Source organism: Flavobacterium limnosediminis JC2902 (assembly GCF_000498535.1).
Taxonomy (GTDB): Bacteria; Bacteroidota; Bacteroidia; order Flavobacteriales; family Flavobacteriaceae; genus Flavobacterium; species Flavobacterium limnosediminis.
Map to the genome: position 1 here is coordinate 1 of NZ_AVGG01000003.1, position 23778 is coordinate 23778.

Annotated in this window: 17 protein-coding genes and 2 tRNA genes; 3 read left to right on the forward strand and 16 right to left on the reverse strand. The window is 38.7% G+C overall.

Annotation, left to right across the window (positions count from 1 at the left end; translation table 11 throughout):
- Positions 1-579 precede the first annotated feature (579 nt).
- From FLJC2902T_RS04580 to FLJC2902T_RS04620, 9 genes are all read right to left on the reverse strand, one after another.
- Positions 580-1098, reverse strand: coding sequence for a MepB family protein (locus FLJC2902T_RS04580; protein WP_023578603.1), 519 nt, complete (start codon positions 1096-1098; stop codon positions 580-582).
- Between the two features lie 101 nt (positions 1099-1199).
- The gene (locus FLJC2902T_RS04585) at positions 1200-3002 is read right to left on the reverse strand and encodes a cytochrome c oxidase subunit I (protein WP_023578604.1); all 1803 of its coding nucleotides are present in this window, start codon (positions 3000-3002) and stop codon (positions 1200-1202) included.
- 36 nt (positions 3003-3038) lie between these two features.
- A complete protein-coding gene (locus tag FLJC2902T_RS04590) occupies positions 3039-4205 on the reverse strand; it encodes a cytochrome c oxidase subunit II (RefSeq protein ID WP_023578605.1) in 1167 nt (388 codons plus the stop codon).
- Positions 4206-4225: 20 nt separating this feature from the next.
- Entirely contained in the window at positions 4226-5734 is a 1509-nt protein-coding gene (locus FLJC2902T_RS04595; protein WP_023578606.1) for a ribonuclease E domain-containing protein, read from the reverse strand.
- Between the two features lie 23 nt (positions 5735-5757).
- On the reverse strand, positions 5758-6309 hold the full coding sequence (locus FLJC2902T_RS04600; protein ID WP_023578607.1) for a c-type cytochrome: 552 nt from the start codon (positions 6307-6309) through the stop codon (positions 5758-5760).
- Between the two features lie 8 nt (positions 6310-6317).
- The gene (locus tag FLJC2902T_RS04605) at positions 6318-6845 is read right to left on the reverse strand and encodes a DUF3341 domain-containing protein (protein ID WP_035677276.1); all 528 of its coding nucleotides are present in this window, start codon (positions 6843-6845) and stop codon (positions 6318-6320) included.
- 6 nt (positions 6846-6851) lie between these two features.
- A complete protein-coding gene (nrfD, locus tag FLJC2902T_RS04610) occupies positions 6852-8258 on the reverse strand; it encodes an NrfD/PsrC family molybdoenzyme membrane anchor subunit (RefSeq protein WP_023578609.1) in 1407 nt (468 codons plus the stop codon).
- A 40-nt stretch (positions 8259-8298) separates the two neighbouring features.
- Positions 8299-11352, reverse strand: coding sequence for a TAT-variant-translocated molybdopterin oxidoreductase (locus FLJC2902T_RS04615; RefSeq protein ID WP_023578610.1), 3054 nt, complete (start codon positions 11350-11352; stop codon positions 8299-8301).
- Positions 11353-11383: 31 nt separating this feature from the next.
- Positions 11384-12688 carry a c-type cytochrome gene (locus FLJC2902T_RS04620; protein ID WP_023578611.1) on the reverse strand — a complete coding sequence of 435 codons (1305 nt, stop codon included), beginning with the start codon at positions 12686-12688 and terminating at the stop codon, positions 11384-11386.
- A gap of 206 nt (positions 12689-12894) precedes the next feature.
- Here FLJC2902T_RS04620 and FLJC2902T_RS04625 point away from each other — a divergent pair, with 206 nt between their 5' ends.
- Both FLJC2902T_RS04625 and FLJC2902T_RS04630 read left to right on the forward strand, forming a co-directional pair.
- Positions 12895-13284 carry a hypothetical protein gene (locus FLJC2902T_RS04625; protein ID WP_023578612.1) on the forward strand — a complete coding sequence of 130 codons (390 nt, stop codon included), beginning with the start codon at positions 12895-12897 and terminating at the stop codon, positions 13282-13284.
- A gap of 261 nt (positions 13285-13545) precedes the next feature.
- Positions 13546-15744, forward strand: coding sequence for a TonB-dependent receptor plug domain-containing protein (locus tag FLJC2902T_RS04630; RefSeq protein ID WP_023578613.1), 2199 nt, complete (start codon positions 13546-13548; stop codon positions 15742-15744).
- A gap of 152 nt (positions 15745-15896) precedes the next feature.
- Here FLJC2902T_RS04630 and FLJC2902T_RS15720 read toward each other — a convergent pair whose 3' ends face one another.
- The 5 genes from FLJC2902T_RS15720 to rimP form a co-directional block, all read right to left on the reverse strand.
- A complete protein-coding gene (locus FLJC2902T_RS15720; RefSeq protein ID WP_023578614.1) occupies positions 15897-16385 on the reverse strand; it encodes a hypothetical protein in 489 nt (162 codons plus the stop codon).
- Positions 16386-16616: 231 nt separating this feature from the next.
- Positions 16617-17549, reverse strand: coding sequence for a hypothetical protein (locus FLJC2902T_RS04640; RefSeq protein ID WP_023578615.1), 933 nt, complete (start codon positions 17547-17549; stop codon positions 16617-16619).
- Between the two features lie 120 nt (positions 17550-17669).
- Positions 17670-19592 (reverse strand): translation initiation factor IF-2, encoded by a 1923-nt coding sequence (gene infB / locus FLJC2902T_RS04645; RefSeq protein ID WP_394331689.1) that lies wholly within the window; start codon positions 19590-19592, stop codon positions 17670-17672.
- Between the two features lie 1007 nt (positions 19593-20599).
- A complete protein-coding gene (gene nusA / locus FLJC2902T_RS04650) occupies positions 20600-21844 on the reverse strand; it encodes a transcription termination factor NusA (protein WP_023578617.1) in 1245 nt (414 codons plus the stop codon).
- Between the two features lie 13 nt (positions 21845-21857).
- Positions 21858-22322, reverse strand: a complete 465-nt coding sequence (rimP, locus tag FLJC2902T_RS04655) for a ribosome assembly cofactor RimP (protein ID WP_035677433.1) — start codon at positions 22320-22322, stop codon at positions 21858-21860.
- A gap of 167 nt (positions 22323-22489) precedes the next feature.
- Between rimP and FLJC2902T_RS04660 the strand changes: the two genes are divergently transcribed.
- Positions 22490-23314, forward strand: a complete 825-nt coding sequence (locus FLJC2902T_RS04660) for a universal stress protein (protein ID WP_023578619.1) — start codon at positions 22490-22492, stop codon at positions 23312-23314.
- 121 nt (positions 23315-23435) lie between these two features.
- Here FLJC2902T_RS04660 and FLJC2902T_RS04665 read toward each other — a convergent pair.
- Both FLJC2902T_RS04665 and FLJC2902T_RS04670 read right to left on the reverse strand, forming a co-directional pair.
- Positions 23436-23506, reverse strand: a tRNA-Gln gene (locus tag FLJC2902T_RS04665).
- A gap of 135 nt (positions 23507-23641) precedes the next feature.
- Positions 23642-23712, reverse strand: a tRNA-Gln gene (locus FLJC2902T_RS04670).
- Between the last annotated feature and the right edge of the window lie 66 nt (positions 23713-23778).

The following is a 23778-nucleotide window of genomic DNA, read 5'->3' on the forward strand; positions in this document are numbered from 1 at the left end:
TGAATTCGTGGCTAAAATTTTTTAAGTAAGAATATGAAATCAGTGCAAATCTTTTCAATCTGGATCATCTGCACACTATTTTTCAGAGATGCGGCCAGACGGTAGCTTTTTAAGTTAGGATTTTTTGTTTGAAATACTTTGCGGGCAGGGATTCCTTCGTCTGTTGCTTCGCTCGAATGCAAATCCGCTGATAGATGCACATAAAATTTTCTTAAAACCTGTTTTTCAGTTGGTTGCCATACAAAAAAAACGTAATTTTACTCTAAGATTTTTGATTTGTTGTATGTTTGAATAAGAGGCACTACGAACGTGTTCTTTTTCGGGCGCTATCCTATCTATTGTTAAAAGTGTAGGGTGATAGTAAATCAAGAATTTATTGCGAGAGGTCATAGAAATATGGCCTCTTTTTATTTAGACCGCAAAAAAGAGGTTCCTACACTGATAGTTATAAAAAGAATGGACAATAACACCTCTTTTTGCTGTGTACCGCTTCGTAAAGTCAGAACACTTTTCTTAGTAGGGTTTAATCTTATGAACTTCCTGAATGATAGTTCCCTTCATTTAAAGACTAAAATTTTTTTATGGTTTCTGAAAATAAAGTTTAGATACCCGATCCAAATCCGTCAACCCGTCAAATGGGATTTCTAAAAAATAGTTCCGTTGCCAATTTTGTGTTTTCTGCGCCTGTTTACTGATGGTTACATCCCACGGCGGATAAACCCGAATAGCACGCTTACCTTCTTTCAATTCAGAAGTAAGCACACCTTGCTCTAAAAGCACCGATTTGGGAAATACAAATTGTCCGAAATGATTTTCGGATTTTGTGTTGATTACGAATAAATCCACATTGTCGGAAAAATCAAAAGGCTGAATAGGTCCGTTTTCAATCCGTTTCCATATCGTAACGAACTGACCGATTTTGGTTGGTGTTGTTTTCGCCGAACGAAATACTATGTTTAGGTTGTTCAATTGAAAGCGACAAGCTGCGTAATCGGTGCTTTCCTTTTCTTCTATTGGATTTAAAAGTACAAAACCACATTTGTCATAAACCTGCTGTTTCACCTCACCTAAAACATTGCAAACAATTTCTTCGGTCATATTTATAGCACTAAATTATATACGAAAGTAGTTAAATGAATTTAATCAGAAATAAAAAAAGCCTCTCCGTTTGGAAAGGCCTTTTATGTGAATTTATAATCTTAGTGATGAAGTTTTTCTTCTCCGTCTTTGTAAGGAACCGTTTGAGGTACGAAATCCTCGTCATGACCCGGCTTACTGTAATCATAAGCCCATCTGTGTACGTGAGGAATTTCACCAGGCCAGTTTCCGTGTAGGTGTTCTACCGGAGTAGTCCACTCTAACGTGTTTGATCTCCAAGGGTTCATTGGCGCTTTCTTACCGTAGAAAATGCTGTAGAAGAAGTTCCAGATAAATACAATTTGGAAAGCCGCCCCTACTAAGGCAAATACAGTAATCAATACGTTAACATCAGCTAAATCATCGAATAACGGGAATGCTGTGTTAGTATAATAACGTCTTGGTAAACCAGCCATACCGATGAAGTGCATTGGGAAGAATACTCCGTAAGCACAAACTGCAGTTACCCAGAAGTGAATGTAACCCAAGTTTTTGTTCATCATTCTTCCGAACATTTTAGGGAACCAGTGGTATACACCAGCGAAGAATCCGTAAAGTGCAGAGATACCCATTACCAGGTGGAAGTGCGCTACTACGAAATAGGTATCGTGAACATTGATATCCAAAGTTGAGTCTCCAAGAATAATCCCTGTTAAACCACCTGTGATGAATGTAGAAACCAATCCGATAGAGAATAACATTGCAGGGTTTAACTGCAGGTTACCTTTCCATAATGTCGTAATATAGTTGAATGCTTTTACCGCAGAAGGAATCGCAATCAATAATGTTGTAAATGTAAATACCGATCCTAAGAATGGGTTCATACCGGAGATGAACATGTGGTGACCCCAAACGATAGTCGATAAAAACGCAATCGCCAAAATAGAAGCAATCATCGCACGGTAACCGAAAATTGGTTTACGTGAATTCGTCGCAATAATTTCAGATGTAATACCTAAAGCAGGCAATAATACGATGTATACTTCAGGGTGTCCTAAGAACCAGAATAAGTGTTCGAACAATACCGGTGAACCACCTTGGTAATGTAAAACCTCACCCGAAATAAATATATCAGATAAGAAGAACGATGTTCCGAAACTTCTGTCGAAAATCAATAATAAAGCAGCTGATAATAAAACCGGGAACGATACGATACCGATGATAGCCGTTACGAAGAATGCCCAGATAGTCAATGGTAATCTTGTCATTGACATTCCTTTAGTTCTTAAGTTGATTACGGTAACCACGTAGTTCAAAGACCCCATCAAAGACGAAGCGATGAAGATAGCCATGGATACTAACCATAAAGTCATTCCTGTTCCTGAACCCGGAATCGCCTGAGGCAAGGCACTCAAAGGAGGATAAATTGTCCATCCCGCAGAAGCCGGTCCTGATTCAACAAACAAAGAGCACAACATGATAACTGTTGAGACAAAGAACAACCAGTATGAAATCATGTTCATGAAACCGGAAGCCATATCACGCGCTCCAATTTGTAACGGAATCAACAAGTTACTGAAGGTACCGCTTAATCCGGCAGTTAATACGAAGAATACCATGATGGTACCGTGAATCGTAACTAAAGCCAGGTAAATATCATTACGCATTACTCCACCCGGAGCAAATTTTTCTCCTAAAAGGAATTTAAAAATACCGAAAGATTCTTCCGGCCAAGCAATCTGCATACGGAATAATAATGACATCGCAACACCAATAATACCCATGATTAAACCAGTAATCAAATACTGCTTGGCAATCATTTTATGATCGATACTAAAGATGTACTTTGTGATAAAAGTATCTTTATGGTGGTGTTCGTGTTCGTGTCCGTGATCGTGACTTAAATCGTGTCCTACTGCTGACATATTTTTTTAATTTGAATAGTATTAAAAAATCAATTATTATTTAACCTGAGCTAAAGCTTTGGTAGTATCTACTTTTACTGTTTCCATCTTAACCGCAGGAACTGTAGCGTCAGCTGCAGGAGCTTCAGCCGCTTTTGCTTCTTTAATAGTCTTGCTTAACAAAGGCTGTTGGCTTAACCATTTTTTGTAATCCGCTTCGCTTTCCACTATGATCTTCATCTGCATGTTGAAGTGAGAAGGTCCACAAATTTTATTACACAACAATAAATAATCGAACGTATAGGAATCCAAAGCAGTTTTTCCTTGTGCTACCAACTCAGCACTTTTCTTAGCTCTGATTTTGTTGATGCGGGCAACTTTTTCCACCATATCAGGAGTGTTACGCATCTGATCTGTAGTCATCGTTGGAGTAAATGCAAATTGCGTTACCATACCCGGAACACTGTTCATTTGTGCTCTGAAGTGAGGCATATAAGCCGAGTGCAATACATCCTGAGAACGCATTTTGAAAACAACTTTCTTACCAACCGGCAAGTGAAGTTCCGCAACCTGCTTGTCATCCTGTGCGTTAGGATCGGACAAATCAACACCCAAAGTGTTAACTCCCTCGATGTAACGAACGTTTGCCTTTCCTAAAGTATTATCTGCCCCAGCGTACCTTGCTTCCCAACTGAATTGCTTTGCATACAATTCAACATACATTACGTCTTCTTCCTCATCAACAAACATGATGTTTGTCCATGCGTACAATCCGTAAAGAATCAAACCTGCCAAAACAATAACCGGAATAATAGTCCAGATGAACTCTAATTTGTCATTATCTGCGAAGTATAATGCTTTGTTTCCTTGCTTTCCTCTGTATTTGAAAGCGAAAAAATGCAGTAAAGCCTGAGTGATAGTCTGAACAATGAAAATTAAAATCATTGAAATCCACATCAACTGATCGACATCTTTTCCGTGCTCGGAAGCAGAACCGCTCATCAAAGGCAAATCACCAAATTTCACAACACAGTAAATAGTAGTCAGATAAATGAAGACTAAAAAGCCAAACATCAAATAACCATTCACATTATTATCGTTATCATTGGCAATTTCAGAATTATCCTTCTTTGCCCCGATTTGTGTCAGATCGAATATCTTAGTCAATTGCCAAACAGCAATTCCTAATAAAACTACAACTATAAGTACCAATAAACTTGTCATTTGTTTATTTCTTTAAAATATTAATAATGAAAATGTTTACTTTCTTCGATTAACGGATTGCGTTTTGCCAATAACGGTGATTTCGTTAAAGCAGTAAACACTACAAAAATGAATAATCCGAAGAAGAATAACAATGCACTGATCTCAGATACTCCGATGAACCATTGATCACCAACAGTAGCCGGCATAATCATGTTGAAGAAATCTATATAATGACCTGTTAGTATAATGATACCTGCCATAACAACAACCCAAGTCAATCGTTTAAAGTCTGTGTTGATAAGGATTAAGATTGGCAATACAAAGTTCATAACAACCATACCGAAGAATGGTAATTTGAAGTCTTCGATTCTGGTTACGAAATAAGTTACCTCTTCCGGAATGTTGGAATACCACATTAACATGAATTGAGAGAACCATAAATAGGTCCAGAATACTGAAATACCAAACATGAATTTTGCCAAGTCATGGATGTGACTTGTATTCACATATTCTAAATATCCTTTTGATTTTAAGTATAAAGTAACGAATGCAATAGTAGTAATACCGCTTACGAAGAAGCTGGCAAACACATACCACCCGAATAATGTACTGTACCAGTGTGGATCAACTGACATAACCCAGTCCCAAGAAGCAATGGATTCCGTAACGATAAAGAACGCTAAGAAACCTGCCGCCATTTTGAAATTCTTTTTGTAGAAAGAATCATCAGTAGCATCGTCCTGAGCCAATGAGTTTTTTCTAGAGAAATAACGATATAAGTTCCAACCTGCCAAGAAAACAGCTGCTCTGATCAGGAAGAAAGGAACGTTTAAGAATCCGGCTTTTCCAGCGATGATAGCATCGTAGTTTTCACTTTTCGGATCAGTAACACCCTCTGCCATCCATGCGAACAAATGATTCATATGCATCCCTGATAAAACAAGCAATACAAAGAAGATTATTGAACCTGGTAACAAATAAGCAGTGATTCCTTCCATTACACGGAACAATACCGGAGACCATCCTGCCTGTGCCGCCCATTGGATCGCGTAAAACACTAAAACACCCATAGAAATCAACAAGAAGAAAATACAAGCCACGTACAATGCTGCCCATGGTTTGTTTTGCAATTGATGTAAAACATGCTCTAAATGTTTCTCATGCTCTTTGTGCGCATCTGCTTCATGCGTATCTGCTTTAGCTGCATGAGCATCATGATGATTCTCTTCTGCAACTGGAGCAACTACCGCTTTTGTTGAATCTGCTTCCACTGTTTTTACAGAGTCGGCTGCCACTGTGTGTGCTTCAGATTTTGGAGCTTCATGGGCTACAGTATCCGCAACCTCGTGGTGTGCTTCAGTCGCTGGAGCCACTTCATGTGCTGTGGCTGCAGTATGATGTCCTCCATCATGATGACTTTCCGCTAATATTTTTTCTACGTCTTGCGTAGTTTTAGGTGCAGTTAAAAAACCATACGCAATACCTAACAACCCAAGGGCCATAAGGACGAATGCAAAGGTTTTTAATTTGTTTGAAAATGTGTACATATTTCTAAACGTTCAAATGAGTTTTACTTCTTTAATTCTCCTCTTAATTTCAACACGTGATCCGTAACCATCCAACGCTCTTTCTGAGACAATTGGTTTGCGTGAGAACCCATGGAGTTTAAACCATAAGTAATTACGTGAAAAATACTTCCTTCGGTAATATCTCTGTCCGCATAATTAGGAACCCCCAAGAATTTTTCTCTTTTCACAAGATTACCCTGACCATCACCCTTTTCACCGTGACAAACAGCACAATAGATATTGTACAGTTCAGCACCTTTTTCCGTATCAACAGATAACGAATCCAACGGTGACTTTAATTCGGTTTTAGCCTGCATGTAACCGGCTGGAGTATTTTCATAATCATAAGGTTCAAAACCTCTTTTTATACTTCCTTTTGCAGGTAATTGACCTTCTTTACCACTTTTAAAAGCACTGGATTCTGAATACGTTTCGTATGCAACCGATTCATACATATTAGGAAAGAACTGATAGTTAGGTTTCGACTTGTCAAAGCAAGAAGTTGCCGCGATCGACACACCTACTAATGCTACTATTTTATATAAGGCTTTCATATCTTCTATTAATGCTTATCAATTACTTTAACTTCTACAGCACCGGTATTTTTGAAGAAAGAAACCATATCTTCTTCGTTACCACTTACGGCAACTTCCATTAAGAAGTGATCGTCTGTGGTTCTCACATCCGGATTTTCAGCTTGTTTGAACGGCCATAATTTACTTCTTAAATAGAAAGTGATAACCATTAAGTGGGCTGCAAAAAATACTGTTAATTCAAACAAGATAGGCACGAAAGCAGGCATATTCTGATAAAATGCAAAACTTGGCTTCCCTCCGATATCCTGTGGCCAATCAACAATCATCATATAATTCAATAAATTAGCTGCTACCGTTAATCCAACAACTCCATAAAGGAATGAAGCAATTGCAATTCTAGTTGGCGCCAATCCCATTGCTTTATCCAAACCGTGAACCGGGAAAGGTGTATAAATTTCTTCGATGTGATGATGAGCAGCTCTTGATGCTTTTACTGCATCCATTAAGATATCATCATCATTGTATATCGCATGTATAACTTTATTAGTACTCATGATCTATTAATGATTATGTGAATGATGTCCTTCTTTTTCTCTTTCTCTTTTATAATTGTCACCAGAAGTTTTCAAAATTGTTTTAACCTCTGCCTGAGCAATTACAGGGAAACTTCTCGAATATAACAAGAACAATACGAAGAAGAAACCAATTGTTCCGATGTAAATACCTGCATCAACAAATGTTGGCTGGAACATTGTCCAAGATGATGGAAGGTAATCTCTGTGCAATGATGTAACGATAATTACGAAACGCTCGAACCACATACCAATATTTACCACGATAGAGATGATAAAAGAGAACATGATGCTTGTTCTTAATTTTTTGAACCACATGAACTGTGGTGAGAATACGTTACAAGTCATCATCAACCAGTATGACCACCAGTATGGACCTGTCGCACGATTCAAGAATGCATATTGCTCGTATTCTACACCTGAGTACCAAGCCACAAATAACTCGGTGATGTATGCAATACCAACAATTGAACCTGTAATCATGATTACAATATTCATTAATTCGATATGCTGAATTGTGATATAATCTTCAAGATTGGACACTTTTCTCATAATGATAAGCAAGGTATTTACCATTGCAAAACCTGAGAATACAGCTCCCGCAACGAAGTACGGAGGTAAGATTGTCGTATGCCATCCCGGAATTACCGATGTAGCAAAGTCAAAGGATACAATCGTGTGTACAGAAAGTACTAATGGTGTTGCCAAACCAGCCAAAACAAGAGAAACCTCTTCAAAACGCTGCCAGTCTTTTGCTCTACCTGACCATCCGAAAGAAAGGATGGAATAAATTCTTTTGTTGAAAGGTGTTACCGCTCTGTCACGAATCATAGCGAAATCCGGTAATAATCCAGTCCACCAGAATACCAATGACACCGAAAGATACGTTGAAATCGCAAATACGTCCCAAAGTAATGGCGAGTTAAAGTTTACCCAAAGTGATCCAAATTGATTTGGAATCGGTAATACCCAGTACCCTAACCATGGACGACCCATGTGAATGATTGGGAACAAACCTGCCTGAACAACCGAGAAAATGGTCATGGCTTCCGCAGAACGGTTGATTGCCATTCTCCATCTTTGACGGAATAATAATAATACAGCAGAGATAAGTGTTCCGGCGTGACCGATACCTACCCACCAAACGAAGTTAGTGATATCCCAAGCCCAACCAACTGTTTTATTTAATCCCCAAGTTCCGATACCGGTAGAAATGGTGTAAACCATACATCCTGCTCCCCAAAGGAAAGCTGCTAATGCAATTGAGAAAACGGTCCACCATAGTTTGTTTGCTTTACCTTCAACAGGCTTAGCCACGTCTACTGTTACATCGTGATAAGTTTTATCACCTATAACTAAAGGTTTTCTAATGGGTGCTTCGTAATGAGACGACATAATCCTTTATATTGTTTCTTAATTAATATTTTTATTACTCTTAAGTATTTCTAACTTTTACGTGATAGAATACATTTGGTTTGGTACCGATATGCTCTAATAAATGATACATTCTTTCGTCTTCTGCCAATTTAGCTACCTGACCTTCTTTATCATTTACATCTCCAAATACCATCGCACCACTTGTACAAGCCGCCGAACATGCTGTTTGGAATTCGCCATCTTTAACCAGACGTCCTTCTTTTTTCGCTTTAAGGATAGTTGCCTGTGTCATTTGGATACACATAGAACATTTTTCCATAACCCCACGAGAACGAACGTTTACATCCGGATTCAATACCATACGATCTAAATCATCATTCATGTGATAATCAAACTCGCTGTTTTTGCTGTATAAGAACCAGTTGAAACGACGCACTTTATACGGACAGTTGTTTGCACAGTAACGAGTACCCACACAACGGTTGTATGCCATGTGGTTCTGGCCCTGACGACCGTGTGATGTCGCCGCTACCGGACATACTGTTTCACAAGGCGCGTGGTTACAGTGCTGACACATTACCGGTTGGAAAGCCACCTGAGGATTTTCTGAAGGATCTTCCATACCTGTTAAGGTATCGATAGAATTCATTAATCCGCTTGCTTTTGCTTTCAATTCTCCGTCCCCTTTGAAAGTTTCTGCAGAAGAATAGTAACGGTCGATACGCAACCAATGCATATCACGGCTTCTTCTTACTTCAGACTTACCAACTACCGGAACGTTATTTTCCGCATGACAGGCAATTACACAAGCACCACATCCGGTACAAGCATTCATATCGATGGAAAGATTGAAATGATGTCCGATAGTACGGTCAAAAGAATTCCAAAGATCCACTTCAGTAGCAGGAGTAGCCTGGTGGTCTAAAGATACCATTGGAATCGGGTTCCAGAATTCCGCATCTTTAGTATTGAATATTTCTAAGGTAGTTTCTTTGATGATATCACCTCTACCCATTAATGTTTTTTGTAACTGAACACAAGCAAATTCGTGATCTCCTTCTGTCTTGGTAACTTTAGCAACCTGATTTGCATTTTGGTTAGCATATAATTTGTATGCATTAACACCAACCTGCATTTCCTCTTTCATTGCTTCTTTTCTACCATAACCTAAAGCCAAACCGATAGTACCAACTGCCTGACCTGGTTGAATGATCACAGGAACATTCTGCAACTTAACTCCAGCCACTTCAATAGTTGTATAACTACCGTTAAGACCTCCGTTAGCCACGTTATAGTTTTCTAAACCTAATTTCTCAGCATCCTTTTTAGAAACGGTTACGTAGTTATCCCAAGAAGCTCTTGTAATAGGATCCGGGAATTCTTGTAACCAAGGGTTGTTTGCCTGCTGGCCATCACCCATTCCGGTTTTAGTATACAATACCAATTCCAATCCGCCTTCATTTTTAGCCTGAGCCAAAGTAGCAGCAGCAGTACCGAAATCAGCAGAACCACCTGCAACTGCGGCCGCTTCAGAAGTATACACTCCGTCGTGAACCAATTTGTTCCAAGTTGTTCCTACAGCAATTGAAGAACCAACTGCTTTCAAGAAATCGTAATAAGAGGCTGTATTACCAGTCCAAGCCATTAAAGCTTCCTGGAATTGTTTAGTATCAAACAACGGACGGATTGTCGGCTGCATGATAGCATAGTGTCCTTTTGCAATCATTACATCACCCCAAGACTCCAAATAATGAGGAGCAGGTGCAACGATAGTAGATTTAACAGCTGTCTCATCTTCTCTCAAAGTGAAAGCAACCGATGTTTTAACTTTTGTCAAACCTTCAGCAAATTCTGAAGCATTTGCTAAAGTATAAAGCGGGTTAACGCCGTTCATAATTAAAGTATGAACCGAACCTGCTTTCATATCAGCCACCAATTGCGCAACAGCCTTACTGTCTCCTTTACGGATTAGACGTGCAGCTGCTGGATTGAAAGCTTCTGAGTTTAACGCTTTATTGATAGCCAATACCAATAATTGCGCATTAACATCATCTAAACCGGAAACCAAAACACCTTTTCCGGCAGCAGCTTTTAATTGTTGTGCTGCTTTCATTACCGCTTCTTCCTGCTTACCTAAATTGGCAGCACCGGCTGAAGCACCTGTAATAACATTATATATTTTAACTAAAGCATGTTTTTGCTCAGTAACAGTCAAAGGAATACGTTTGTCTGCATTTGCTCCAGCCAAAGACATGTTTGCTTCTATCTGGATATGTTTGGACATTTTTCCGTTTTTAGGAACACGACCTTTTGCATAACCGGCATCATAAGCTCCACCCTGCCAATCTCCTAAGATATCCGCACCAACTGAAACAATAACATCCGCTTTACCAAAGTCATAATCCGCTAAAGCTCTTTCACCATACACCATTTGGAAAGCATCCAAAGCTGTAGAAGAAGAAACCGCATCATAAACAACGTGTTTCGCTGACGGGTTTTTCGCAATGAAATCAGCAATCAATCTGTCTGTTGAAGGACTTGCCATTGTATTGGTCAACAACACAACCTGACCTCCTTTTGCTTTCGCTTCAGACAAACTTTTAGCAACCGCAGCATTTACATCAGACCAAGAAGCTTCTTTACCAGCAATCTTTGGCTGTTTCAAACGCATGCTGTCATACAACGACAATACGGAAGCATGAACCCTTGCGTTTGCACCAAATTTAGCATTTGGTAAATTATTATTTTCAACCTTAATAGGTCGACCCTCACGTGTTTTGATCAAGATATTTGCAAAATCAAAACCATCCATCATTGTAGTTGCGTAATAATCCGCAACACCAGGGATAATCTCTTCAGGTTGAACTACATAAGGAATAGACTTAACAACCGGACCTTCACAAGCAGCCAAAGAAGCAGCAGCCGTAGAGAATCCAACGTATTTCAAAAAGTCACGACGAGTTGTTGATGAAGCAGACAGTGTAGCCGCATCTCCCAGGAATTCATCCGTTGGGATCTCTTCAACAAATTCATTGTTTCTTAGCGTCTCAACAATAGAGCTATTTTGGTCTAGCTCCTCAACACTTTTCCAGTATTTTTTGTTTGATGCCATTGTATATAAATATTAGCTTCTTAATTTATTATTAATAGTGACACTTACCACACTCTAAACCTCCCATTTGTGCAGCCGTCAATTTGTCTACACCGTATTTTTTAGAAAGTTCATCGTGAATTTTAGCATAGTAAGCATTACCTTCCACTTTCACACTAGTTTCTCTGTGACAATTCACACACCATCCCATTGTTAACGGCTGATCTTGTTTCATGATCTCAAAAGTCTCCACTTTACCGTGACATTTCTGACACTCGATTCCGGCAACAGATACGTGCTGAGAGTGGTTAAAATATGCAAAGTCCGGAAGATTATGGATTCTCACCCATTTCACAGGCTTAACTTTTCCAGTATAAGACATAGTATTCTTATCCCATCCTACTGCATCATATAACTTTTGAATTTCAGCAGTGTAAAATTCTTTTGAATATTCAACATAAGTAGAATCTTTATCACCCTGGAACTCAGAGATATTTTTATGACAATTCATACAAACATTCAGAGAAGGGATACCCGCATTCTTACTTACTCTGGCAGATGAGTGACAATATTTACACTCAATCTTATTATCACCAGCGTGAATTTTGTGTGAATAATGAATCGGCTGAATCGGCTCGTAGTTCTGATCCACACCTAACTGCATCGTATAACCATAGATAAAATACATACCTATTAATATCATCACAATAGAAGAAACCAAAACCAAAAACTGATTTTTAGCAAATGCTTTCCATAACGACACAGAGCCTTCTTTAACCGGCACTTCCACACCATTGGCAGCTGCAATCTTATTAAGCACATTCTTAACAAAGAACAACATTGCTATTAACATTCCCAAAACAACAGCTAACACACCCAATATCAAGTTATTGGAAACACCACCTTCCTGAGACTCACCACCTTTTACAGCAGTAGCGGCAGCAACCGGAGCTTCTTCTGCAGGAGCCGAAGTATAGGCTAAAATATTATCAATATCCTCATTTGATAATTGAGGAAAACCTGTCATTGGAGTCTTATTGAACTCTTCGAATATCTTAACCGCATCGGCATCACCGGATTTAATCAAGTCCGCACTATTGTGAACCCATTTATAAATCCACTCCCTGTCATACTTATCCGCAACACCACGCAAGGCAGGCCCTGTGGATTTTGCATCAAGCTTGTGACAAGCCGCACAATTTGTATTGAAAATAGCTTTCCCTTTCGCAGGATCTCCTGCACCGGCAGCAGGAGCCGCCGCATCTTGGGCTAAAGAACTCAGTGACAGCGACAACACCATCGCCAGACTGAATATTAATTTTTTTGAAAACGAATTATGGTTACCCACTTTTTTCATAATTAAAATGATTATCAACTAAATTTGGCACTGCTCTTACACTGATAAGCACAGACCCTATTTAAAAACTCGGACAAAAATACGACTTATGTCCTATTATCAAAACCTTAAATTTATCATAAATTGCAATTTATACCAATTCTAAATAATCAGGCGTTTTCAGATTGAATTATTTAATTGTATTTTTGTTTCAAACATACTTCATTATGAGAATTTTAAGAAACCTTCCTTTTTTGGCATTTTTTATTGTGTGCTCTTTTTCAGGCATAAAAGCCCATTCGCAAACTTCAAAAATTAACATTATACAGGATCCGAAGTTCGAAACACTCTTAAACGAAAAAAGAAAGATAAACTCCTCCATCACGGTAAACGACAAATACAAGGTTCAGATATTCTACGGTACAAGCGAGGATTCAAAGAAAACGCTATCACAATTTAAAAAAGAGTTTAAAAGCCTGGACGGGACTATCATCTACTCCAATCCTAATTATAAGGTTTGGGTGGGTACCTTCAAAACGAGAATTGAAGCCGAAAAAAATTACAAGGAAATTCTAAAAAAATACCCGACGGCACTTTTAATCCGTCCAAACAAATAAGGCACATTGCCGAATACAAGACGCGAAAAGGCGGTCAAAAAACAGTTACCCAAAAACAAGACCAACAGAATCTCAAAAGAGTTTCAGCAATTGCTTATGCACAGGCTTTAGAAATGATTCAACTATCAGAGAGAAACACTGATTACTTAAATCCATATACTCATACTTCCTTTTTTCATTCAAGTTGCTCCCGCTTTCTTTTGGGAAATATTTTAAAAACCCCCTATAAAATAGCCCTGACTTTATCACCCTTACGTAAAAATGAAAAAATATTTTTCACTGCTGACGCTAATAACACTAAGTGCCTATACACAAACTAAAAAAGACACGACTGAAGTAAAACATCTTGAAGAAGTAGTGATTACGACTCAAAAGTACCTAAAACCAAAGAAGGATATTCCGCAACAGATTGAAATCATTTCCAAAAACGAAATTGAATTCCAAAATCCCCAAAATACGGCCGAGATTCTGGCAAATTCAGGAACCGTTACGATTCAAAAGTCACAACAAGGCGGAGGAAGTCCGGTAATAAGAGGTTTTGAGGCAAACAGAATTTTATTACTGGTTGATGGAATCCGAATGAACAATTTGATTTTCAGAGCCGGGCATCTTCAGAACATCATTACCGTTGACGCAAACAGCATTGAAAACCTTGATGTTTTTTTCGGCCCCTCCTCAACGGTTTTCGGAAGTGACGCTTTGGGTGGCGCAATAAACATCAGCACCAAAAAAGCTCAATTTATAAATGATACAAAGAAGATTTTTTCAGGCAAGGCCATTACCCGTTTTTCATCAGCCAATGAAGAAAAAACCGCTTATTTCGATCTGAATTATGCCGGCACAAAACTGGCGTCGTTCACTTCTTTTTCCTACAATGATTTCGGCGATTTGAAAATGGGAAGAAAAAAGAACCACGGTGCCGACTATTTTGGAGAACGTGATCATTATGTAACAACCCAAAACGGGGTTGATGTACTGATGCCAAACGACAATAAATACGTTCAGAAATTTTCGGGCTACAAACAATATAATTTCATGCAAAAGCTGGCCTATAAACAGGACAATGGAAATTTACATGATTTAAATTTACAGTTTTCAACTTCTTCCGATATTCCAAGATACGACCGATTGACGGATCCAAACGGAAGCGGACTGAGAAATGCAGAGTGGTTTTATGGTCCGCAAAAAAGAATTCTTTCCGCCTATACTTTCACTAAAGACAAGGCAATTATCGGGAGCGATTTAAAAATAACCGTCAGTTATCAAAACGTTGAAGAAAGCAGGCATAACAGACGCTTTGGAAATTACAATCTGCAAAACAGAATTGAAAAAGTAAACGTATTTGCTTTGAACGCCGATTTAAAAAAAGGATTCACTTCCGGAGACTTACAGTACGGTTTGGAGGCCTATTATGATGATTTGAATTCCTCCGCCTACTCAAACAACATAAACACAGGTGAGACTGAAACAATAGACACCCGTTATCCGAACGGAAAAAACAATATGCTGCGAACGGATACTTACATTACCTACAACACTAAAAACAACATTCACACATCATGGAACATTGGTGCACGTGGCGGTTATGCGTCATTAAAAAGCACCATTGCAGATAACAGTATTTTTCAGTTGCCTTTCACTTCAATAAGTCAAAAACACTTCACATACAGCGCCACCACAGGAATCATTCATTACCCGAGTAAAACAGTACGTCTGGCAGCCAATGTGAGTTCCGGATTCAGGGTACCGAACATAGACGATGTGGCTAAAATTTTCGAATCAGGCAACGCTACCGTTATTGTACCGAATGAGAATCTGAAACCCGAAAAAACCATTACAGCCGATTTGGGCTTTACTATAAAAAACAACAACAAGCGCTTCCAGCTAGACTACACTTATTATTATACCCGATTGTTTGATGCCATTGTAACCGATGAATTTACCTTTAACGGTTCCGAGACCATTGATTACAACGGCTCCATCAGTCAGGTCATGGCAAATCAAAACAAGGGAAAGGCATTTGTCACTGGCTTTTCCACAAGTATTAAGTCGTATCTAATTGACAATGTTTTATTCACTGCCAACTTTAATTACACTTTAGGGAGAATCATAAATGAGGACGGCACCCGTAGCCCGCTGGATCACATTGCCCCGTATTACGGAAAAATAGGGATCAACTACGATCACAGTTATTTCATGGCTGAAGCTTATATGCTTTACAACGGCAAAAAAGACATCAGCGATTATTTCCCGAACGGTGAAGACAACGAACAATATGCGCCGCAAGGAGGCATGCCTGCTTGGAAAACTTATAACTTCAAAGCCTCCAGTAAATCGATTTACGGAGCGACATTGTATGCGGGAGTCGAAAATATTTTAGACACACAATACCGAACTTTTGCATCCGGTATCAATGCAGCCGGAAGAAATTACTATGCGGGGTTAAAATACCAATTTTAATTATTAAGATGAATCAAATCTAAAATAAAACACAGATATACTAAATGTTAAGTATGGGATGTTTTAAAAACATGTCTGGTTTGTGTCGAGAATCAAAAAGTTGCAGATTCAACCGTTGATTAGCATTATGAATGCAAGCCGGCTTTCGTTTTTTATAAATCTGACATTTCCAGATGAGTTCCTTCTGTGTGCAGAATATGCTCAGCTGATTCTATTTCTTCAAGTGTACCGTTCACTATCACCATAAATTTCCCTTCCTTCAAATGTTCTTCATATTTTAAGACTTCATTATCTTTTATTCCAAGAAGAGATAAAAAAGAAATAAGTCCTCCCGTAATTATACCTAGATCAAAACCGGCTATAGCACCTATCAAGGCACCAGCGCCATATAGAAATCCAAAACCGGGAATTGTAAAAACCCCGATACCTGAAAGCAGACCAATAACTGTCCCCGCTCCCATACCGATCACCGCCGGAGCTTTTTGAAATGTATCCACAGAACGCATGTGAATATGATCGTCAACTATTTCCGCCGTTCCTATAAGCGAAACATTTTCCATGGGAAAGCCTTCGTCATTCAACACTTTAATAGCATCCACAGCTTTTTGATGCGTTTCGTAAACAGCAATTTTTGATTTCATAACTGTACTTTTTAAGTCCTTCAAATAACACTGAATTTAATAGTAAAATTATGAATTTTAGTTGGTTATGTACTATTTTTTATATTAATATTAAGCATTTTACAACTCATTTTATTCATGCAATTTTTTAAAATTCAGACTTTTACATCAAAACACAACCAGAAACATAACATCGAATCAAACTTTTCCAAAACCAAAAATTAAAACAAAAAAAAACAGGATTTGAACTAACTATTGCCACCCCATTTCCCTTTTGACTTTGTCGGTAAAAAAAGCATTTTGAATCGGAATTTCAACTTGATCCCTGATCAGTCCACGCATATGTAAGGGGAGATTTTCCTTTTTAAGCAATCCGTATTTCTGATACCCGAAATGAATAAAACTGTAAGCATCGAAAGCAACATATTCGCTGTAATCAGTCTGGTGCTTTAAATAGCTTTTTGTTATATACGGTTCAAAGAGCAACCAGGTTCGCTCGATATTTTCCTTTATTTTTAAATTCGTATGTAAATTTGGAAAAGGGCTTGTCTGAACTATTCCGAAATTTTTCCCAGTCAGAAACTGATCGTATTTACGACAAAGGTCATGCAGGAGCGATACGGTACTGAAAAGAACTTCATTACATTTGGTGTCAACCGTTTTTTTGTCAGCATCAGATAGCGTTTCCGTATCATTTACTTTTGAAACCACCGACCGTATGGCCTCAATCTTTATCTGATTATCATGCAGCTTGCGCTGATCGATTTGCTTGTCAAAATTATTTTCAAGCCAGATAAAATGATTTTTAAGGTACATTGCCTTAAACCACGGCGACAGTTCACCTTTTAAAAGCGCATCGGAATACGATTCTCCTCCAGACATATAAGCCACCGTAAAACCATGATTCTTAACCAGAATCTCGAGTTGCTCTTTAAAAAACTCCAGATCTTTGTGCAAATAACTGTACTCGATAAGCCTCAACTTCAAATCGACTTCGTAACCGTAATCCTCTTCCAGTTTCAGAATTTTTTCTTTTGTAATCTGATACTGCTCCTTATCTTTTCTACTGAGAAGGAATGAAACATTGCGTACCTCATTGATGACAGTGTCACGGTAATTCTGTGAAAAAACGGTCGTAAAGACGGATAAAAAAAACAAGGTAAGGCAACATTTCAATCTGTTCATTATTTTTAAGAATTTAATTACACAATAATAAACGAAAATAAATAAAAATATTGTACTATACCCATATCTGGTAACAAAAAAATCCCGACGAATCGGGATTTTATATCTGAACTTATTAAATTATTTAAGTTTCTTTTTCACTTCCACTTCATGGAAGCATTCGATCAAGTCGTATTCTTTAAGGTCGTTGTAGTTTTTAATCTGCATACCACAATCGTATCCTTTAGAAACTTCTTTCACATCGTCTTTGAAACGCTTCAATGCTAATAATTCACCGGTGTAAATAACCACACCTTCACGGATTAAGCGGATTCTCGCATTTCTAAGAATTTTACCGTCAGTAACCATACATCCGGCAATAGTTCCCACTTTTGAAATTTTGAACAACTCTCTGATTTCAGCAGTACCGGTAATCTCTTCTTTCATTTCCGGAGACAACATACCTTCCATCGCATCTTTCAAATCGTCGATAGCATCATAGATGATCGAATAGTGACGGATGTCGATTTCTTCCTTATCAGCCAATTGTTTCGCATTTCCTGCAGGACGAACGTTAAATCCGATAATAATCGCATCAGAAGCCGAAGCCAACAATACATCCGATTCGGTAATCGCCCCTACTCCTTTATGAATAATCTTAATCTGAATTTCTTCAGTCGATAATTTAGAGAAGGAATCCGATAACGCTTCCACTGAACCGTCCACATCTCCTTTAAGGATAATGTTTAATTCTTTAAACTGACCTAATGCGATACGACGACCGATCTCGGCAAGTGTAATGTGTTTTTGTGTACGAACAGACTGCTCACGCAACAACTGCATACGTTTTGCTGCAATTTGTTTTGCTTCTCTTTCGTCTTCAAACACGTTGAATTTGTCTCCAGCAGTAGGTGCACCGTCAAGACCTAAGATAGAAATTGGTGTGGATGGACCTGCTTCTTTCACGGAATTTCCACGCTCATCAAACATGGCTTTCACTTTTCCGTGATTTTTACCGGCCAACACATAATCACCTACTTTCAAGGTACCTGCCTGCACTAGGATTGTTGACACATAACCGCGACCTTTGTCCAATTGCGCTTCAACAACTGTTCCAACAGCTGGTTTATTCGGATTTGCTTTCAGGTCTAAAATTTCAGCCTCAAGCAATACTTTTTCCAATAATTCTTTAACACCTAATCCTGTTTTGGCTGAAATATCATGAGATTGGTATTTACCACCCCAGTCTTCCACCAACAAGTTCATGGCTGCTAAACGCTCTTTAATTTTTTCCGGATTCGCATTCGGTTTATCCACTTTATTGATGGCAAAAATCAACGGAACCCCAGCTGCCTGAGCGTGACTGATTGCCTCTTTGGTTTGTGGCATGATGTCATCATCGGCTGCGATCACGATAATCGCGATATCGGTAACCTGAGCTCCACGTGCACGCATCGCGGTAAACGCTTCGTGACCCGGTGTATCAAGGAAAGCGATTTCCTGACCGTTGTCTAACTCCACTCCGTACGCTCCGATGTGCTGCGTGATACCTCCGGACTCCCCAGCAATTACATTGGTTTTACGAATGTAATCCAACAAGGATGTTTTACCGTGGTCAACGTGACCCATCACCGTTACGATTGGTGCTCTGTGTGTTAAATCTTCCGGACGATCTTCAACCACTTCGATAGCTTCTTCGATATCCGTTGTAATGAATTCCACTTCATAACCGAACTCATCAGCAACAATAGATAAAGTTTCAGCATCCAAACGTTGGTTCATGGTAACCATGATTCCAAGCGACATACAAGTACCGATTACTTTCGTGATAGGCACGTCCATCATGGTTGCAATTTCACCTACGGTAACGAATTCCGTTACTTTAAGCACTTTGCTTCCTTCTTCGATTGCTCTTTGTTCATCATCAGATTTCTGACGGTGAGAATCACGTTTGTCTCTTCTGTATTTTGCCGCTTTAGATTTCCCTCCTTTACCCTGAAGTCTTTCTAAAGTTTCTTTGATTTGGTTTTTAACTTCTTCTTCGGTCGGCTCCACTTTCGCCACAATAGCCGGACGGTTTCCTTTTTGGAATCCTCCACCACCTGGTTTGTTCGGTCCGAATTTTCCGCCACCTGGTCTGTTAGCACCGCCTTGAGCACCACCACCTTGACCTGGTGTTCCGGTTCCCGGCGCTCCTGGTTTACCCGGAATACGTTTTCTTTTATTTTTATTCGCATTACTTTGTCCCTGACCCGCTTGGGCTCCGGGAGCATTAGGCTTAATAGCCGCGTCTTTTTTGAAATCTTCTTTCTTTTTCTTAGGCTTATTGAACTGAGAAAGATCAATAGTCTGACCGGTAAAAGTTGCACCCGTAAGTTTTTGGTATTGTGTTTCGATTTTTTCGTCTTCCACAGGTTCGACAGCTGCTGGAGCCACAGCCACTACAGGAGCTTCTTTTTTCTCGATTTTTTCTACCGGTTCCGCTTTTTCAACTTTTTCAGTTTGTTGAATCGGCTCAACCTTTTCCACCGCTTTAACCTCTTCCACAACTGGTTTTTCAGCCGCAACTGGTTTTTCAACCACTTTTTCCGGAGTAGGCTCAACCGGCTTTTCGATTTTCTCTGAAGATGGTGTTTCAGCAACAACTTCCGGCTTTTTGGGCTCAAGATCAATTTTACCAACCGCTTTAGGCCCCGCTAGGGATGCTCTGGCTTTGATTACTTCCTGACGTTGTCTTTCCTCGTCTTGTTTGCGTTTTTCCTCAATCTCTCTTTCACGCTCGATACGAAGGGCTTCTTTTTCCTTCTTCTTTTCTTCACTCACCTCAAGAGAAGCTACTTTTTTTCCTTTATCAGCAGAGAATTGACCGCACAAGATAGAGTATTCCTCATTAGAAATTTTGGCGTTCGGACTTGATTCGATGGTATGACCCTTATCTTTCAAATAGTCCACAGCTCTATCTAGAGAAATGTTTAATTCCCTTAAAACCTTGTTAATTCTTATTACTCTTTCTTCAGACATATAATCTTTTTATTATTACCTTAATGCGTGTGTGTTGTTGTTATTGCGGGCTATTCTTCGAACTCGTTCTTCAGAATTCGCATAACATCCAAAATAGTTTCTTCTTCAAGATCAGTTCGTCTTACTAAATCGGCAACATCCTGTTTCAGCACGCTTCTTGCCGTATCCAAGCCAATTTTCGCAAACTCGTCGATAACCCATCCGTCAATCTCATCTGAGAATTCTGTTAATTCAACATCATCCTCTTCTTCAGCAATATTTCCTTCACGGATAACATCCAATTCGTACCCGGTTAACAAACCTGCTAATTTGATGTTGTGCCCGCCACGTCCAATTGCTTTGGAAACTTCTTCTAATTTCAGGAACACTTCTGCTGCTTTTTTGTCCTCATCGATCTTAACCGAAGAAACTTTTGCAGGACTCAATGCTCTTGTAATATATAATTGTGTATTTGTTGTATAGTTGATCACGTCGATATTCTCGTTACCTAATTCACGAACAATACCGTGAATACGGGAACCTTTCATACCCACACATGCTCCAACCGGATCGATTCTGTCATCATAAGAATCCACGGCCACTTTCGCTTTTTCACCCGGAATTCGTACCACTTTTTTAACCGTAATCAAACCGTCGAACACCTCAGGAATTTCCTGTTCGAATAATTTTTCAAGGAATTTCTCAGATGTTCTTGACATGATAATCTGCGGCTTATTTCCTTTTAATTCAACGCTTTCAATAATCCCACGAACGTTATCCCCTTTGCGGAAAAAGTCGGACGGAATCTGTTTTTCTTTCGGCAGCACGATTTCGTTTCCTTCATCATCCACCAAAATTACAGCTTTTGGACGAACATGATGCACTTCAGCCGTATAAATATCGCCAATTAAATCTTTAAATTGTTTGTAAAGATTCGTATTATCATGCTCATGAATTTTAGAAATCAGATTCTGACGTAAGGCCAAAATCGCTCTTCTACCCAATTGTATTAATTTCACTTCTTCAGAAACATCCTCACCCACTTCAAAATCCGGTTCGATTTTTCTGGCTTCCGACAACGAAATTTCAGAATTCTCATCCTCTACTTCACCATCAGCAACCACCACACGATTTCTCCAGATTTCCATATCCCCTTTGTCAGGATTGATAATGATATCGAAGTTATCATCTGAACCGTATTTCTTTTTCAATGCATTTCTAAACACATCTTCTAAAATCGCCATTAAGGTAACTCTATCGATAAGTTTATCGTCTTTAAACTCTGAAAACGACTCGATTAATGCAATATTTTCCATGCCAACTCTCTATTTAAAATGTTATTATAACAATTGCTTCTTTAATATCTTCGTATTTGATTTCTGCTCTTTTCTGAACAGTCTCTTTCCCTTTTCCAACTTGCTTTGGTTCCCTTGCGCTCCACTCCAAAACAATAAACTCATCATTGGCTTCAGTGATGTTCGCTTCGATTTTCTCGGTTGCGGTTGTCACTTTCAGTTTTCTCCCAATGTTTTTTTTAAACTGTCGCACTAATTTCAAAGGCGATGTTGCACCTGCCGATGCTACCTCCAACGAAAAGTCCTGTTCTTCTCTATCCAGATTATCCTCGATAGCTCTGCTGACATCAATACAATCCTGAAGAACAACCCCATTATCACCGTCTAAAGTTACGATAATTTTGAATGCCTCGGTAATCGTCAGATCAATCAGAAAAAGCGATGGCCTTTGCTCCAAAGCTTCACTGAGAACATTATTTACTTTTTCTTTAAATGTCATATTTGTATAAAAAGAGGCACGCATGGCGTGCCTCATTATCTAGTTCGGTAATAAATAACTGTGCAAATATACATTTTTTTTTAAATATTTAAAAATCATTGTCATTTCTAAATAAATTTATACCTTTATAAAAACTAAATTAACTCCAATTTCTCACATTAATAATTATGAAACGAATTTTAGTACCAACAGATTTTTCAAACCATGCAGAATATGCCCTTAGAGTAGCCGCACAAATTGCCAAAAAAAACGACGGAGAAATTTTCTTACTACATATGCTTGATCTTCCGCACGAAGGAAGCGACGCTCAATCCCAAGGTCATGCAATACCCGAAATCATGTATTTCAAAAAAAGAGCTGAAGAAAAATTAGACGAGCTTACCCAAGCCAGTTTTCTGGAAGGCATTGAAGTTTCCGAAATCATCAAACTACAATCCACTTTTACAGGAATTATCGACATCAGCAAAACCAACAATATCGATTTAATCGTGATGGGATCACACGGCGTGAACGGTTTCAAAGAAATGATAATCGGCTCCAACACCGAAAAAGTGGTTAGAACCTCAGACATTCCGGTTTTGGTAATCAAAAAAGAAATGAGCGATTTCAACGTTAATAAATTTGTTTTTGCATCTGATTTCTCAGACGAAGTATCCAAAACTTTTGAAAAAGCAGTAGAATTCACCAACAAATTTGGTGCACATTTACACTTAGTTTCCGTAAACACGCCTAACAACTTCAAATCAACAGCAGTTGCCGAGAAAATCATGGCTGATTTCGTTTCCAAATACAAAATTGACAATTTTTCCACACACATATATAACGACGTAAATGTGGAAAAAGGTATTTTGAATTTCGCCAACAGCATCGAAGCCGATTTAATCGGAATGAGCACACACGGAAGAAGAGGCCTTGCGCATTTCTTTAACGGAAGCATCAGTGAGGATTTAGTAAACCACTCTGTAAGACCCGTTGTGACTTTCAAAATCTAATTTAAGAAAACAACATAAAAAACAAAAAAGTCTGCTTAGTAAGCAGACTTTTTTTTATATCAACTAATTCAACATCATATTAAAATAAAAAAATCCTCTCAGATTGAGAGGATTTTTTTTGTTGGCCCACAAGGACTCGAACCTTGAATGACGGTACCAAAAACCGGAGTGTTACCATTACACCATGGGCCAATAACCAACACCATCTTGCGATAGCGGGTACAAATATACTATAATTTTATACAAAACAAAACCAGAACAACTTCTAGAGTAAAAAAATAAAAAAAACATAAAATAAAAATCCTCTCAAATTGAGAGGATTTTTTGTTGGCCCACAAGGACTCGAACCTTGAATGACGGTACCAAAAACCGGAGTGTTACCATTACACCATAGGCCAATAACCATTGCTATCATTGTGATTGCGGGTGCAAATGTAGTATATATTTTTTTCAATCCAAATTTT